This window comes from Kineococcus sp. DHX-1, from assembly GCF_042473625.1.
Classification (GTDB): domain Bacteria; phylum Actinomycetota; class Actinomycetes; order Actinomycetales; family Kineococcaceae; genus Kineococcus.
Window position 1 is genome coordinate 2,275,920 of the sequence record NZ_CP170445.1, and the last position, 13,637, is coordinate 2,289,556.

13 protein-coding genes are annotated in these 13,637 nt (G+C 74.3%); 3 read left to right on the forward strand and 10 right to left on the reverse strand.

The features are described 5' to 3' along the window. Window positions 1-64: 64 nt before the first annotated feature. The 10 genes from ACFEMC_RS11015 to ACFEMC_RS11060 form a co-directional block, all read right to left on the reverse strand. On the reverse strand, window positions 65-1,963 hold the full coding sequence (locus tag ACFEMC_RS11015; protein ID WP_380176281.1) for a flagellar hook-length control protein FliK: 1,899 nt from the start codon (window positions 1,961-1,963) through the stop codon (window positions 65-67). Beyond that, window positions 1,960-3,033, reverse strand: a complete 1,074-nt coding sequence (locus tag ACFEMC_RS11020) for an NlpC/P60 family protein (protein ID WP_380176282.1) — start codon at window positions 3,031-3,033, stop codon at window positions 1,960-1,962. The genes ACFEMC_RS11015 and ACFEMC_RS11020 overlap by 4 nt, the downstream gene beginning before the upstream one ends. Next, window positions 3,030-3,482, reverse strand: coding sequence for a hypothetical protein (locus tag ACFEMC_RS11025; RefSeq protein WP_380176284.1), 453 nt, complete (start codon window positions 3,480-3,482; stop codon window positions 3,030-3,032). The genes ACFEMC_RS11020 and ACFEMC_RS11025 overlap by 4 nt, the downstream gene beginning before the upstream one ends. Further along, on the reverse strand, window positions 3,479-4,807 hold the full coding sequence (locus ACFEMC_RS11030) for a FliI/YscN family ATPase (protein WP_380176731.1): 1,329 nt from the start codon (window positions 4,805-4,807) through the stop codon (window positions 3,479-3,481). Before ACFEMC_RS11030 ends, ACFEMC_RS11025 begins: the two co-directional genes overlap by 4 nt. A 32-nt stretch (window positions 4,808-4,839) precedes the next feature. Continuing rightward, window positions 4,840-5,592, reverse strand: coding sequence for a FliH/SctL family protein (locus tag ACFEMC_RS11035; RefSeq protein WP_380176285.1), 753 nt, complete (start codon window positions 5,590-5,592; stop codon window positions 4,840-4,842). Continuing rightward, window positions 5,576-6,601, reverse strand: coding sequence for a flagellar motor switch protein FliG (gene fliG, locus ACFEMC_RS11040; protein WP_380176287.1), 1,026 nt, complete (start codon window positions 6,599-6,601; stop codon window positions 5,576-5,578). The genes ACFEMC_RS11035 and fliG overlap by 17 nt, the downstream gene beginning before the upstream one ends. A gap of 3 nt (window positions 6,602-6,604) precedes the next feature. Further along, window positions 6,605-8,233, reverse strand: a complete 1,629-nt coding sequence (fliF, locus tag ACFEMC_RS11045) for a flagellar basal-body MS-ring/collar protein FliF (RefSeq protein WP_380176289.1) — start codon at window positions 8,231-8,233, stop codon at window positions 6,605-6,607. Then, on the reverse strand, window positions 8,233-8,682 hold the full coding sequence (locus ACFEMC_RS11050) for a flagellar hook-basal body complex protein FliE (RefSeq protein ID WP_380176291.1): 450 nt from the start codon (window positions 8,680-8,682) through the stop codon (window positions 8,233-8,235). Before ACFEMC_RS11050 ends, fliF begins: the two co-directional genes overlap by 1 nt. Before the next feature lie 5 nt (window positions 8,683-8,687). After that, window positions 8,688-9,083 (reverse strand): flagellar basal body rod protein FlgC, encoded by a 396-nt coding sequence (gene flgC / locus ACFEMC_RS11055; RefSeq protein WP_367638710.1) that lies wholly within the window; start codon window positions 9,081-9,083, stop codon window positions 8,688-8,690. A 62-nt stretch (window positions 9,084-9,145) separates the two neighbouring features. Beyond that, window positions 9,146-9,496, reverse strand: coding sequence for a flagellar basal body rod protein FlgB (locus tag ACFEMC_RS11060; RefSeq protein ID WP_367638709.1), 351 nt, complete (start codon window positions 9,494-9,496; stop codon window positions 9,146-9,148). 472 nt (window positions 9,497-9,968) lie between these two features. On the opposite strand from ACFEMC_RS11060, the gene ACFEMC_RS11065 reads away from it, so the two are divergent. The 3 genes from ACFEMC_RS11065 to ACFEMC_RS11075 all read left to right on the forward strand — a co-directional run bounded on the left by ACFEMC_RS11065 (window position 9,969) and on the right by ACFEMC_RS11075 (window position 13,623). Next, a complete protein-coding gene (locus ACFEMC_RS11065) occupies window positions 9,969-12,068 on the forward strand; it encodes a hypothetical protein (protein WP_380176293.1) in 2,100 nt (699 codons plus the stop codon). After that, complete coding sequence (locus ACFEMC_RS11070; RefSeq protein WP_380176295.1) at window positions 12,065-12,646, forward strand: hypothetical protein; 582 nt, start codon at window positions 12,065-12,067, stop codon at window positions 12,644-12,646. Before ACFEMC_RS11065 ends, ACFEMC_RS11070 begins: the two co-directional genes overlap by 4 nt. Before the next feature lie 134 nt (window positions 12,647-12,780). After that, window positions 12,781-13,623: an EamA family transporter gene (locus ACFEMC_RS11075; protein WP_380176297.1), complete on the forward strand. Its 843-nt coding sequence runs from the start codon at window positions 12,781-12,783 to the stop codon at window positions 13,621-13,623. Window positions 13,624-13,637: the final 14 nt, after the last annotated feature.

Sequence of the window (13,637 nt, forward strand, 5' to 3'; positions counted from 1 at the left end):
GGGTCTGTAGCCCGGGCGGGGCATTCACGGCGTCCTTTCAGGTGCATTCCGCACCTGGAACGGTTCAGACGCTCAGGTCGACGCGACCGGCGGCCACGGCAGCCGCCTCGCGGGCGCTGCGACGCTCGGCGGCGGCGGCGGAGAAGGCCGACCGGGCACTCGCCCCGGCCTCGGCGGCGGCCGAGCGCGGCCCCGGGCCCTGCTGCCCGGCGGAGGAGCCCTGCTGCTGACCACCGAACTGGGCGTCGGCCGAGCGACCCTGCTGGGAGGAGCCGGAGTCGGCGCGCACGTCGACGGTGGTCTGCGTCCAGCTGCCGGTCGACAGTTCCCGCTGCAGGTCGCCCACGGCGGCCTTCAGGGCGTGCCGCGCGGCCTCGGAGGCCCCGGCGAGGGAGACGTGCAGCGCTCCCCCGCTGACCTCGGCGGTCACCTTCACCGGGCCGAGGCCCTGCGGGTTCACCTCGACCGACATGCGGTGCACGGCGTCCGCCGCCGGCAGGTCCTCGAGGCGGCCGGCGACACCGTGGGCGAACGCGGCGGGGTTGGCCAGGGGCAGCGGGACCGGCGGCGTGGACGCCTGGGCGCCCGCGGGTGCGGTGACCGTCCCGGTTCCGGTGACGGACGGGACGGCCGTCGGCAGCAGCCCCGCGGGCACCCCCGCGTCGTCCGCCACGGCGACCGGAACCGGCTGCGCCGCAGCGGTCACGGGCGGTGCGATCGGCTGGGTGACGGCCGGGCTGCCGGCCAGGACGACCGGCGCGGTCTGCACGGGGGCCTCCCCCGCCGCGGCGCGCGGTGCGGTGGGCACCTGCGGGGCCGGGGCAGGCTGCTGGCCGTTCTGGCCCTGCTGCTGTCCGGCACCCGCACCGTCGCCGGTGGCCTGGCCGGCCTGACCCGCGGTCGGTGCCACCGGGACGCCCGGGGCCGGGGCGGCGTCGGTGGTCGCGGCCGCGGGCTGGCTCTGGGCCTGGGGCGCCGCCGGCGCGGTCGACGCCTGCGCGGCGGCCTGGGCCACCACCGGCGTCGTGGGTGCGGCAGTCGCCACGGCCGGGGTCTGCGCCTGCTCGACGGGCCGGACGTGCTGGGGCAGACCCGTCACGGCCGTCTGCACCGGCGCGGTGGGGGTACCCGCACCGGCAGCGGGCGCGGGGACCGAGGTCACGGTGGCGCCTGCGAGCGCCGAGGCGACGGGGTCGCCGCCCTGGTCCGCGGGGACGGCGGTCACCGGGGTGCTCGCGGCGGGCGTGTCGGCGGGTGCCGCCAGCGGGGCGGTCACCGCGACCTGAGGCGTCCCGGCGGTCCCGGTGGCCGTTCCAGCGGGCACGGGGGCACCGACGGTCGGGTCGGGTTCCGCCACGGCCGTGGCGGCTGCCGTCGGGGCGGTCGTCGCGGCGGCGGGGACGGCGGTGGTGGCGGCGTCGACGAGGGGCTGTGTCGTCGCCACGCCCGCCACGGCCGGCGCACCGGTCACGGGAGCCCCGCCGGTCTCACCGGACAGGCCGGGGGCGGTCTTCGGCGTGAGCGCCGCGCGCAGGGCGGCGGGCAGGCCGAGGAGGGAGGGGTCGACGGGGACGGTCGGCACCGTGGTGACGGTGGCGTCCGCGCTGGTCTCACCCTCGGCGCCGGCTTCGTCGGCCTTCTCCCCCTTCGCGCGGGTGACCGGGCGGGGTTCGTGACCCTTCTCGGTGCGCTCGGTGGCCTTGGCGGGCCGCGCTTCGGGACGCTCGGCCGGGCGCTCAACGCTCTTGTCGACGGCGCGCTCGGCCGCCGCGGAGGCGTCGGGGCGGTCGTCGCGGACGGGCCGGTCCTCGCGGGTGTCGCGGACGGGGGTGCGCAGGTCCTGGACGGCCTGGCCGAGCGAGCCGGCGAAGTCGGCCTCGGACCCGGCGGAGCCGGCGGAGCGGCTGCTCTCGCGGGACGTCACCGGGAACGGCAGCGTCGTGACGGACAGGTTGGCGCTCACGCGGCACTCCCGAGGTCGGCGGTGATCTTCTTGACGTAGTTCTGGGTCTCGGCGAACGGCGGGACACCGCCGTACTTCTTCACGTTCCCGGCGCCGGCGTTGTAGGCGGCCAGGGCGAGGGAGACGGACCCGAAAGTCTTCAGGTGCCCGGAGAGGTACTTGCCGGCCGCGTCGATGGAGGCGAACGGGTCGGTCGGGTCGATGCCGAGGCTGCGGGCCGTGGCGGGCATGAACTGCATGAGCCCGGTGGCGCCGGCGTGGCTGCGGGCGGTCGGGTCGAAGCCGGACTCCTGCTTGGCGACGGCGCGCAGCAGACCCGAGGGCAGCCCGTACTTCTGCTCCGCGGCGGTGAAGGCGCTCTCGTACGGGGCGGACCGCGACGTCGCACCGGTCGACAGGGACGCGGGTCGGACGTAGGCGGAGGCGTCGGTGGCCGACGTGCCGCCCAGGCCGGAGAGCAGGGTCGCGGCGACGCCCACCCCGGCCGCGGTGGTGGCGGCGGTGGTGCCGAGGCGGCGGATGGTCATGGGGGTCTCCCAGACCTTGGAGATCTTCACGACGTCGCCCGTCTTCGGCGCGTGCAGCATCTGCCCGTTGCCGACGTAGATGCCGATGTGGTGGCCGTTCTCCAGGACGACGAGGTCGCCGGGGCGGGCCTGGTCCAGGGAGGGCACCTCGGTGCCGACGGTGGCCTGCTGCGCCGCGGTGCGGGGCAGGTTCAGGCCGATCTGCTTGCCGGCGTACTGGATGAGGCCGGAGCAGTCGAACCCGCTGGGCGTGGTGCCGCCCCACTTGTAGGGCACGCCCTTGAACTGGGAGGCGACGTCGAGCAGCCGCTGGCCGGTGCTTCCGCCGCCGAGGGCCGCGTCGTTGAGGACGCGCGTCCCGCGGCTGACGGCGCCCGCCACGCCGGACCCGGTGCTGGACAGGACGTTCGCGAACTCCCCGGACGCGGCGGAGGTGCTCGTGGACAGGGTCGTGGCGAGGGTCTGCCCGGTGGTGCCCGTGAACTGGGCGATGCGGGCCTCGATGTCGGCGATGCGCGACTGGATCTCGGCGATGCCGCTCACGACTCGCCTCCTTCGAGCTGGGCCCGGCGGCGGGCGCGGGCGGCGAACTCGGCGACCGTGCGGTCGTCGAGGGCCTTCTGGTCGGCGCGCAGCGCGGCCTCCTCCTGGGCACGCTCGTGGCGTTCCACGACGCGTTCCAGGGAGCGTTCGGCGCGGCGCGCGCGGGCCCAGGCGGCCTGCTTCTCCCCCAGGTCGGCCTCGGCGCGCGCGACGAGGGCGCGGGCACCCTCGAGGTCGGCGACGAGGGCGGCGCGACGGGCGACGGACGCGGTCCAGGCGGCCATCGTCTCGTCGGTCAGGTGGGCCTCGCCCAGCTCGTGCCGGACGCGGGCGGCCCGCTTGTTCTCGTTGCGCAGCACCGCGTTCGCGGCGGCGACGTCGACCTTGATCTGGTCGGCCTGGACCTTGCGCAGCTTCAGCAGGGCCATGATCGCCCGGGTGGCACTCACCGCTGACCTCCGAAGCTCGCGACCAGCTGCTGCAGCTGGGCCCACGCCTGCGCGGGCGGGGTGATGTCGTGGATGTCCTGGCGCAGGAAGGCGTTGATCGCCGGCAGGTGCGCGACGGCCGCGTCGACCTCGGGGTTGGCGCCGGGCTGGTAGGCGCCGACGTCGATGAGCTCCTTGGCCTCGCGGTGGGCGGCCAGGACGCGGCGCAGGGCCGTGGCGGCCGCCTTCTGCTCCGGGCCGGTGACGCGGCCGGCGACGCGGGAGACCGAGTCGAGGACGTCGATGGTCGGGAAGTGCCCCGCGGTGGCGAGCCGGCGGTCCAGGACGACGTGGCCGTCGAGGATGGAGCGGGCCGCGTCGGCGATGGGCTCGTTGTGGTCGTCACCGTCGACCAGCACCGTGTAGATGCCCGTGATGGACCCGGTGACGCCGGGCCCGGCGCGCTCCAGCAGGCGGGGCATGAGGGCGAAGACGCTCGGCGGGTAGCCGCGGGTGGCGGGGGGCTCACCGACGGACAGGCCGATCTCGCGCTGGGCCATGGACACGCGGGTGAGGGAGTCCATCATGAGCACCGCGTCGGCGCCGAGGTCGCGGAAGGACTCGGCGATCGCGGTGGCGGTCAGCGCGGCGCGCAGGCGCAGCACGGGGGCCTCGTCGGAGGTGGCGACGACGACGACGGACCGGGCCAGGCCCTCGGCGCCCAGGTCGTCCTCGATGAACTCGCGGACCTCTCGGCCACGTTCGCCGATGAGGGCGAGCACGGAGACGTCGGCGGAGGTGCCGCGGGCGATCATCGACAGCAGCGAGGACTTCCCGACGCCGGAACCGGCGAAGATGCCGAAGCGCTGGCCCCGGCCGGCCGGGACGAGGGTGTCCAGGGCGCGGACGCCGAGGCCGAGGGGGGCGTCGACGCGGCCGCGGGACAGCGCCGGCGGGGGGCTGGCGTGCAGGGCGGCGCGGGGCGCGGCGACCAGCGGCGGGCCGCCGTCGAGGGGGTTGCCCATCGCGTCCACGACGCGACCGAGCAGCGCGGGCCCGACGGGGACGTCCGAGGGCCGGCCGGTGGCGACGACGGGGGCGCCGGCCGCGAGGCCGGTGAGGTGGCCCAACGGCAGGCAGCGCAGGCGCGAGCCCTCCGCGGCGACGACCTCGGCGGGGATGCAGGCGGCCGTGCCGGGCTCGCCCAGCAGGAGCGTCTCCCCCACGGCGGCGCGCAGGCCGGAGACCTCGACGGACAGGCCGACGATGGCGCTGACCCGCCCGCGCAGCTGAGGGCGGGCCGCGACGGCGGCGCGGGCGACCTGGGGGGCCAGGACCTCCCGCACCTGCGCCGCGAGGCGGGTGGACACCAGCGCGCTCACCCGAGCGCTCCGGTCTCGCCCTCTCCGACGAGGGCAGCCAGGGCCCGGGAGACGCTGGCCCGCAGGCCGGCGTCCACCTCGGTGTCCCCCTGGCGGGCGAACGCGTCACCCGGTTGCACGGTGGGATCGGGGAGGAAGCTCACGAGTTCTGCATCGGACGTCGCGTGCCGACCCTTGAGGGCGTCACCCGTCAGGGCGCTCAAGTCGGCCGGGTTCACACGGACCGTCACGGGCTTCTCGGCGTCCAGGGGCGCCAGGGCGCGGCGGACGGCCTCCCCCACGGGGGAGTCCATGAGCTGGACCTCGCGGTCCAGGACGGCACCGGCCAGCTCCAGGGCCAGTTCCAAGACGGTGTCGGCCAGGGCGCCGATGGCGGGTTCGCGTTCGGCGCGCAGGGCGTCGCCGGCGGCCAGCAGCGCCTCCTCGGCGCGCCCGCGGGCGGCGCGGCGCTCGTCGCGGTCCAGGCGGGCCGCGGTGTGGGCGGCCTCGCGCTGGGCCTCGAGCTCGGCCTCGGCGCGCACGGCGGCCTGGCGCATGCCGGTGGCCCAGCCGGCGGCGTAGCCCTCGGTGCGGGCCTGCTCGCGCAGCTGCGCCAGCTCGGCGGAGTCCTCGCGCTGGGCGAGGTCGAGGCCGACGAACCCCCGCGGCGACGTGCTCGTCGCCGCGGGGACGGCGACGAACACGCGCGGTTCGCGGGTCGTCGTGGGCCGGGTGTCCGCGGCCTGGAAGGAGTTACGAGACGAAGTCATCGTCACCACCGCGGGTCAGCACGATCTGGCCGGACTCCTCGAGCTGGCGGATGATCGCGACGACCTTCTGCTGGGACTCCTCGACCGCGGACATGCGGACCGGGCCCATGAGCTCGATCTCGTCGAGCAGGTTCTCGCGGGCACGCTCGGAGACGTTCTTGAGGATCTTGTCCCGGACCGTCTCGGTGACGCCCTTGAGGGCCGTGGCCAGGTCGGCCGTCTCGACCCCGCGCAGGACGAGCTGGATCGCGCGGTCGTCGAGGGTGGTGATGTCCTCGAAGACGAACATGAGCCCGCGGATCTCCTCGGCCAGCGCGGCGTTCTTGGCCGCCAGGCCCTCGAGGATGGAGCGCTCGGTCCCGCGGTCGGCGCGGTTGATGATGTCGACCAGGGGCTGGACGCCGCCGACGGCGGTGTTCGTCTTGGCCTGCAGCACCGTGGAGGTGCGGCGCTGGACGACGTCCTCGACGAGGCGGACGTACTCGGAGCTGGTCGCCTCCATGGTGGCGATGCGCAGCGCGATGTCGGCCTGCATGTCGGCGCTCAGCCCGCCGAGGATCATCGAGGCCTGGTCCGGGCGCAGGTGCGCCACGACCAGGGCGATGGTCTGCGGGTGCTCCCCCGTGAGGAACGTGAGGATCTGCTGCGGGTCGGCCTGGTGCAGGAACTGGAAGGGCTGCACGATCGCGGCCTCGGCCACCCGGCCGAGCACCTCGGCGGCGCCCTCGGCGCCCAGCGCCCCCTCCAGGAGGGACTGGGCGTAGTCGAGGCCACCGAGCCCGCCGCGCAGCGGCGAGGCGATCATCCCGTGGAACTCCTCCAGGACCACGCCGGCCACCTCGGGGGTGACCGATCGCAGCCGCAGGATCTCCGCGGTCAGCTCCTCGATCTCCGCGGGCCGCAGGTGACCCAGCACCTTGGCGGCGTTCTCCTGACCGACCTGCAGCAGCAGGACGGCGGCCTTCTGCGCCCCTGTCAGGGGCGCGACCTCGAGCTCGGTGGACGGCACGGCTCAGGACCTCCGATCGGCGAGCCAGCCGCGGAGCAGTTCCGCGACTTCCTCGGGCTGGCGGGAGACGAGTTCGACGACCTCGGTGCGGCGGGCGGCCGCGGCCTCCAGGGCCGGGTCCACCGGTGCTGCTTCGAGCGCCACGTGCTTCTCGACCGCAGGGGCGATCTCCTTGAGCCCGGCCGGCGGCGCGGTGATGTCACCGAGCTGGAGGGGGTCGACGTCCAGGACGTCGACCGTCTCCACCTTGCGGCGGCGGAAGGCCACGAGGATCACGATGAGCATGATCAGGACGAGCAGGGCGAGGGCACCGGTCTTGGCGTAGCCGATGAGGGTGTCCTGCTGCTCGGCCTTGTCGGCCTCGGCGAGCTGCTTGGCCGCGTCGGTCGAGGCGGAGTCGTCGAACGCGGTCTTGACGACCGACACCGTGTCGTTGCGGGTGGGGTCGATGCCGGCGGCCTGGTTGACGATCTGCGTGACCTGGTTGATGTCCGCAGCTCCCGCAGCCCCCTTGGCGCTGGCGTTGAGCACGACCGAGACGGTCTGCTTGGTGACCTTGCCGGGAGCCTGCGTGGTGACGACCGTGGACTCGTTGGTCGGCAGGTTGTTGTTGTCCGTGGTCTTGGCGTAGCCGCCGTTGCCGGTGGTGCCCGTGGTGCCGGCGGGGACCTGGATGTTGTCCGGGCCCAGGACGCCGGTGGCCGCACCGGTGCCGGACGTGCCGTTGTACGTCTCCGACGTCTTCGAGACCGCAGAGGGGTTGATCCCGTTGGTCTGCGTGTACGTCCGGGAGGTCTCGGTCCGGTCGTCGAAGTCGAGCGTGGCCTTGACCGTGGCGCGGACGTTGCCCTTGCCGTAGATGCTCTCCAGGTAGCTCTGCAGCTCCGAGGACGCACTGGCGTTGTAGTCGTTCGCCTTCTCGTTCTGCGCGCTGGACCCCGTGCCGTCGGTCGAGAGGGTGTTGCCCTTGTCGTCGACGACGGAGACGTTCTTGGGGTTCATGCCCGGCACGCCGCCGGAGACGAGGTTGACGATCGCGGTGACGTTGTCGTTGGACAGCTGCGCCCCCGGCTTGAGCTTGACCAGCACCGAGGCGGTGACCGGGTCCTGCTCGTTGAGGAACACGTCCTTCTGCGGGATCGCGAGGTTGACGACGGCGGACTGGACGCCGTCGAGGGCCTCGATCGTCGTGGAGAGCGTGTTCTTCAGGTCCTGCTGGTAGGCCTGCTGCTGCACGAACTCCGAGGCGGTGACGCCCTGGGTGCTCAGCAGGTTGGACCCGGAGCTGGAGTCGGTGTCGGCCGGCAGTCCCGCTCCGGCCATGGCCAGGCGCTCGGAGTCGACCTTGTCGGCCGGCACCGAGATCGTGGCGCCGCCGTCGGCGAGCTCGTACGGCGTGCCGTCGGCCTTCAGCTTGTCCGCGATCGCGCTGGCGTCCGTCCCCGAGAGGTTGGAGAACAGCGGCGAGTACGACGGCTTGGCCGCCCACTGCGAGAACAGGACCGCCCCGCCGATGAGCGCGGCGACCACCGCGATGACGACCGCCTTCTGGCCGGTCGAAAAGGTCCGGAATCCGGAGACGAAGTTCTTGGCGTTCTCGACGATCGCCGCGCTTCCCTTGGCCTTGGCCATCAGACCTGCATCCTCATGACTTCGTTGAAGGCGTCGACGGCCTTGTTGCGGATGGCGACGGTGAGCTGGGTGGCCAGCTGGGCCTCGTTGCTGGCGATCATGTAGTCGTGGACGTTGGTCAGGTCACCCGTGGCGGCCTTGACCGCGAGGTCGTCGGAGGTGGACTGCAGGCCCTGCAGCTTGTCCACTCCCCCGCCGAGCCCCTGCGCCAGCAGCGACGCGAAGTCGGTCCCGGAGGTCCCGTCCACCGAGGTGGAGGGCCCGGTGCCGGCCACGCCGGCGACCGCGGCGGGGTTCACGACCCCCGTGTAGGAGGTGCCGCTGCCCCCGCCGACCGCGCCGGTCATCTGCAGGTTGTCGGTGTCGGCGATGCCCTGCCCGTAGCCGGTGGCCAGGGTGCCGAGCGTGCTGGCGACGTCCCCGACGCCACCGATGGACTCGATGCTCATCCCGCTCACGCCTTCCCGAGCTGCAGGGCGGCCTGGTAGGCCTCCTTGGACCGGTCGATCACGGAGAGGTTCGCCTGGTAGGCGCGCTGCGCCATGATCAGGCTGGTCATCTGCGTGCTCATGTCGATGTCGGGGTACTTCACGTAGCCCTGCTCGTCGGCCAGCGGGTTCGACGGGTCGTAGACCAGCTTGCCCTCGGCGCTGCCCGTGACGATGCCGGCGACCTGCGTGCCCTTGCCGTCGGCGGCCTCGGCGGCCACGACGTACTTGGCCTCGTAGGCCGGGTCCGACGTCCGGACGGCGGTGTTGATGTTCGCCAGGTTGTCGCTGACGGCGTCCATCCACTTGCGGTTCACGGTGACGCCGGTACCGGCGATGCCGATCGCGTCGAAGATGCTCATGCGGTGCTCCGGATGTCAGGTCAGGGGACGGGGACCGGTGGACGGGACCAGGGGATCCGTCGTCATTGGCTGCTCATCGCGGTGCGCAGCAACGAGTACTTGGAGTTCAGCGCGCTCAGCACCGTCTGGTAGCTGAGGTTCGTGGAGATGTTCGAGATCGACTCCTCGTCGAGGTTGACGTTGTTGCCGTCCTCGCGGGTCGGCTCCAGCGACTTCTTCGTGGAGATGTCGGCGCTCACGGCCGCGGCCGGGTCGCCCGCGGCGACCGCGCTGGCCAGCGCGTCCTCGAACTGCACCTTGTTGGCCAGGTAGCCCTTGGTGTTGATGTTGGAGATGTTGTCGGCGATGGCCCGCTGCCGCGCCTGCAGACCGTTCAACGCGGTGTGCAGTGCGACGCTGGTGAGATCGGACACGGGGCCACCCTCCGGGTTTCGAACTTGTCGGATCGAGCTGAGCGCTGGGGACTTCGGGTTCTGAAGGCTCAGACACTCCTTCGGCCCTGCAGCCGTGCCTCTTGAGCCCGGACGGGGCACCGATCGGTGCTGTCGTCCACCTCTGCCGCACCGGTTCGCGCAGTTGCGCCGGACGGGCGGGTGCGGTTCACCCGGACGGCGGTACCGGTCCCGCGACGACCACCGTCGGTGGCGCCCCGGTTCCGGCCGGTCAGCCGGACTTCTAGAGGTGTCCACTCCATCGGCGCACCGCGCCCAGCCCTTGACCGGGCCCACCGCCCGGCCCGCCCGACACCCAGCGTGGCGGTGCTGGGCCGGACGGGTGACGCACGTCCGGACGATCCAGCCGCTCAAGCTCCCGGCCGCCCGCGCCGAGGAAGAGCGCAGTCGCACCACCGTCCCCCACCCACTCCAGGACAGGACACCCCACTCCATGGACAGCGCAGAACGCCCCACCGACGCGCCCGCCGCGGGTCCGGCGGAACTGGCCCTCCTGGCCGAGGAGGCCGAGCAGCTCACGGCCGCTGAGCCCTCCGAGCACCGCGCGCAGGTGCTGGGGCAGCTGGCCACCGCCGTGCGCACCGAGGCCGACGGCGGCGACGGACGGCTGGGCCGCTGGGCCGACGCCGACCTCTTCGACGTCCTCGACGTGGACGCCGCCGTGGCGCCGTTGGAGCTGCGCCGCAGCGTGCTGCGCTCGGGGTCCCTGCGCACCATCCTCGTCTTCGCGCCCGTCATGGTGACGTGGGTCGGTCTGCTCTTCGCCGGCCGCGCCTACGGCCAGATGTCGGCCGCCGGGGAGGCCGCCGACGGCGAGTCGTTCCTGCAGCTGTGGCTCGACGGGTTCGGCGGCCGCACCTTCTTCTCCCTGGACCGCGTCGCGGAGTTCGCCGTCGTCCTCATCGCCGCCGCCATCGCGGTGGCCGTGGCGACCGACCGCCGCCAGCGCGCCGACGAGCTGTCGGCCGCCCGCGCCGACGAGTCCCACCGGCAACTCCTGCGCGGTTTCGCCGCACGCGCCACCCTGGCCCTGGCCCCGCACCGCAGCAACGCCGCCGAGCAGCTCGGCGCGCACTTCGAGCGCGGGCTGACCGAGCTGGGCCGCCTGGTCGCCGAGACGATCCGCCTGCACGCCGACACCAGCGAGCTCGTCGCGACCGTCCGGTCCTCGGCCCAGCACGCCATCACCGCGGCCGAGGCCGCCAACACCGGCGGCGCCGACGTCGCCCGCGCCGCCACCGAGCTCGGCTCCGCCGTCACCGAGGCCGTCTCGCGCCACGGTGAGCTCATCGCCGCCGACCGCGAGCAGCACACCCGCACGCTGGCCGAGTCGACCCGCACCCTGTCCGAGCACCTCGAGCAGGTCCGCGCCGGCACGTCCGAGGCGCTGCGCGAGGGGCTGCAGGGCCGCGACCGCGTCCTGTCCGCCGTCGAGGGCGTCTCCGCCGCCGTCGAGGCGCTGAGCACCCAGACCCGCGAGTCCATCACCGAGCTGTCGACGTCCGCGCAGACCATGAGCAAGCACAGCGCCGACTTCGGCGAGGCCGTCACCGGTCACGTCGCCGCCCTGTCGACGACGGCCCGCGAGTCGGTCGAGACGATGCACGCCACCGTCGTCGAGAGCGTCCAGCAGGTGACCCGGATGACCGGCGAGGCCTTCAGCGAGCACGTCTCGGCCTCCGCCGAGCACGCCGCCACCACGATGGAGACGCTGCGCCGCGACGTCGAGCGCACCTCCGAGGCCGCCGAGTCCGCCCTGGGCACCGCGAGCCGCGTCCTGGCCACGGCCGCCGAAGCCGCCGACCGCCGCACCCGCCACGAGGAGCGCCTCGCCGACCTGCTCACCACCCAGAACGAGGTCCTGGACTCCTGGCGGGGCATCGAGAACCGCCTCGTCGAGGCCGCCCACGACATGCGCTCGGTGCCGCGCTGGCTGGAGAAGGTCCAGCACGAGCACGCCGACGCCACGGGCCGCGCCCTGCGCAGCATCGGCTCCACCCTGCGCGAGGACGTCTCCGCCGCCGTCACGCAGACGCTGGCCATGGCCGGTGAGGACCACGTCCGCCAGGTCAACCGCGCCTACCGCGACGCCAGCCGCACCCTGACGCAGGACCTCACCTCCACCCTCAGCCAGTCGCTCAACTCCGAGCTCGGCTCCGTCGTCGACGGGGTCATGGACCAGCTGACCGTCCAGGTCGAAGCCCTGCCGGAGCGGATCGCGATCGCCTCCGCGCGTCAGCAGCAGCACCAGCAGCAGCGTCCGGCCGTGCCGGCCCGCCGCCCGGCGCCGCGTCCCGAACCGCGTCCGGAACCCCGTCCCGAACCGCGTCCGGACGCCCGCCAGGACGCCCGTCTCGAGCCCCGGCCCGAGCCCCGTACCGAGTCGCGCACGCCTCACCCTCAGCCTCAGCCCGAGCCGGTCGTGCGCCGCAACGCTCGACCTGAACCCGAGGTCCAGGAGCAGTTCGTGGCCGTCGCGCCCCGCACGCTGCAGGACCTCGCCGCCCGCCGCTACGCGCGGGTGGGCCAGTGAGGCGCCCGGCCCTGCGACCGTCGGCTCGCCTGGGACGCAAGGAGGACGGCACGGTCGGCCTCGCCGGCTGGGTGTTCGCCGACGCTCTCCTGGCCCTGACGATCATCGGCCTCGCGGCCGGTGGCGCCGTGCACGCGGGCGTCGACGCACCCCGAGCCGCGGCCGCGGTGAGCTCCCCCAGCCCGACCCCGACGCCCGTGCCGACGGTGACCGTCACCGCCCCGGCGCCCGCCCCGGACCCCGTGCCCTCGATGCCCGCGGGCGTCGCCCAGGCCCCGGTCGTCCTGGAAGTCCTCGTCGACGGGGCCTCCACCGACGACGCCATCCGCGGTGCCGTCGCCGGAGCCGTCGGCGACCTGGCTGCCCAGGGTCGCCGCGCCGCCTTCGTCCTGACGTTCGGGACGGCCGGCGACCCCGGTGCCGGGACGGCCCTGGCCCGTCGGGTCAACGCCCAGCTCGACGCCGCCGCCCCCGGCGTCTTCGCCGGGTCGGCCAAGCGCGACTTCTGGCGCGCGGTCAACGCCCAGTCCCCCCGCCCGGGGATCGTCCAGCTGGAGCTCTACCTGATCCAGCAGTGACCCCGCGGTGAGCCCCGCCACAGCGGGTGCGTGAACGCTCAAGGGGGCGTGCACGGTGGTCGAGGAGACCCCGTGCACGCCCCCTCGTCGTCCCTGCAGCCCCACCAGCCCACCCGGACCGCCTGGACCGCCCGGTGAGCGCCGGCCTCGCGCTGCTGGCCAGCGCCCTGTGGGGCACGTCGGACTTCCTCGGGGGCAGCGTCAGCCGCCGACTGCGCGCGGTGCAGGTCCTCGCCGTCTCCCAGGTCCTGTCCGCCCTCGTGCTGCTCGTGTTCCTGCTGGTCACCGGCCAGCTCGCGCACGTGCGGGCCGGCGCGTGGCTCGGCTGGTCGGTGCTCGCCGGTGTGACGTGGGCGGGTGCCATGGGCGCCCTCTACACCGCCCTGGCCCGGGGGACGATGGGCGTCGTCGCCCCGATCGCCTCGTGCGGGATGCTCGTCCCCGTCGCCGCGGCCGTCCTCACCGGCGAACGGCCCGGTGCCGTCGCCCTCGGTGGTGCCGCGCTCGCCCTGGTCGGGGTCGTCGGCACGGCGGGCCCGGAACTGTCCGGGACGGATCGCACCCCGGCCTCGGCCGTCGGCCTGGCCGCGCTGGCCGCGCTGCTGTTCGGCGTGGAGGTCTACGCCCTCGCCCGCGCCAGCGAGACGTCCGTCGCAGGAGCCCTGCTCGGGATGCGCCTGTCCTCCCTCGTCGTGGTCGTCGTCGCCGCGGCCTTCGTCGTGCGCACCGCTCCCCCCGTGCTCGGCCGCGACCTGCCGCTGCTGCTGGCCCTCGGCGTCCTGGACCTGGCCGCCACGGCGGCCTTCGCGCTGGCCTCGGCGTCCGGGCTCGTCAGCGTCGTGGCGGTCCTGGCCTCGCTGTACCCGGCCGTGACCGTCCTGCTGGCCCGGCAGGTCCACGGCGAGCGGCTCAGCCGCCTCCAGACGGCCTCCGTCGGGCTCGTGCTGCTCGGCGCCGTGCTCTGCGCGCTGGGCTGAGGACCCCCGACACC

Excerpts from the sequence above, each read along its gene's own strand:
- ACFEMC_RS11035 (WP_380176285.1), bottom strand. The coding sequence starts at position 5,592 with ATGACTTCGTCTCGTAACTCCTTCCAGGCCGCGGACACCCGGCCCACG.
- fliF (WP_380176289.1), bottom strand. The coding sequence starts at position 8,233 with ATGGCCAAGGCCAAGGGAAGCGCGGCGATCGTCGAGAACGCCAAGAAC.
- ACFEMC_RS11050 (WP_380176291.1), bottom strand. The coding sequence starts at position 8,682 with ATGAGCATCGAGTCCATCGGTGGCGTCGGGGACGTCGCCAGCACGCTC.
- flgC (WP_367638710.1), bottom strand. The coding sequence starts at position 9,083 with ATGAGCATCTTCGACGCGATCGGCATCGCCGGTACCGGCGTCACCGTG.
- ACFEMC_RS11065 (WP_380176293.1), top strand. The coding sequence starts at position 9,969 with ATGGACAGCGCAGAACGCCCCACCGACGCGCCCGCCGCGGGTCCGGCG.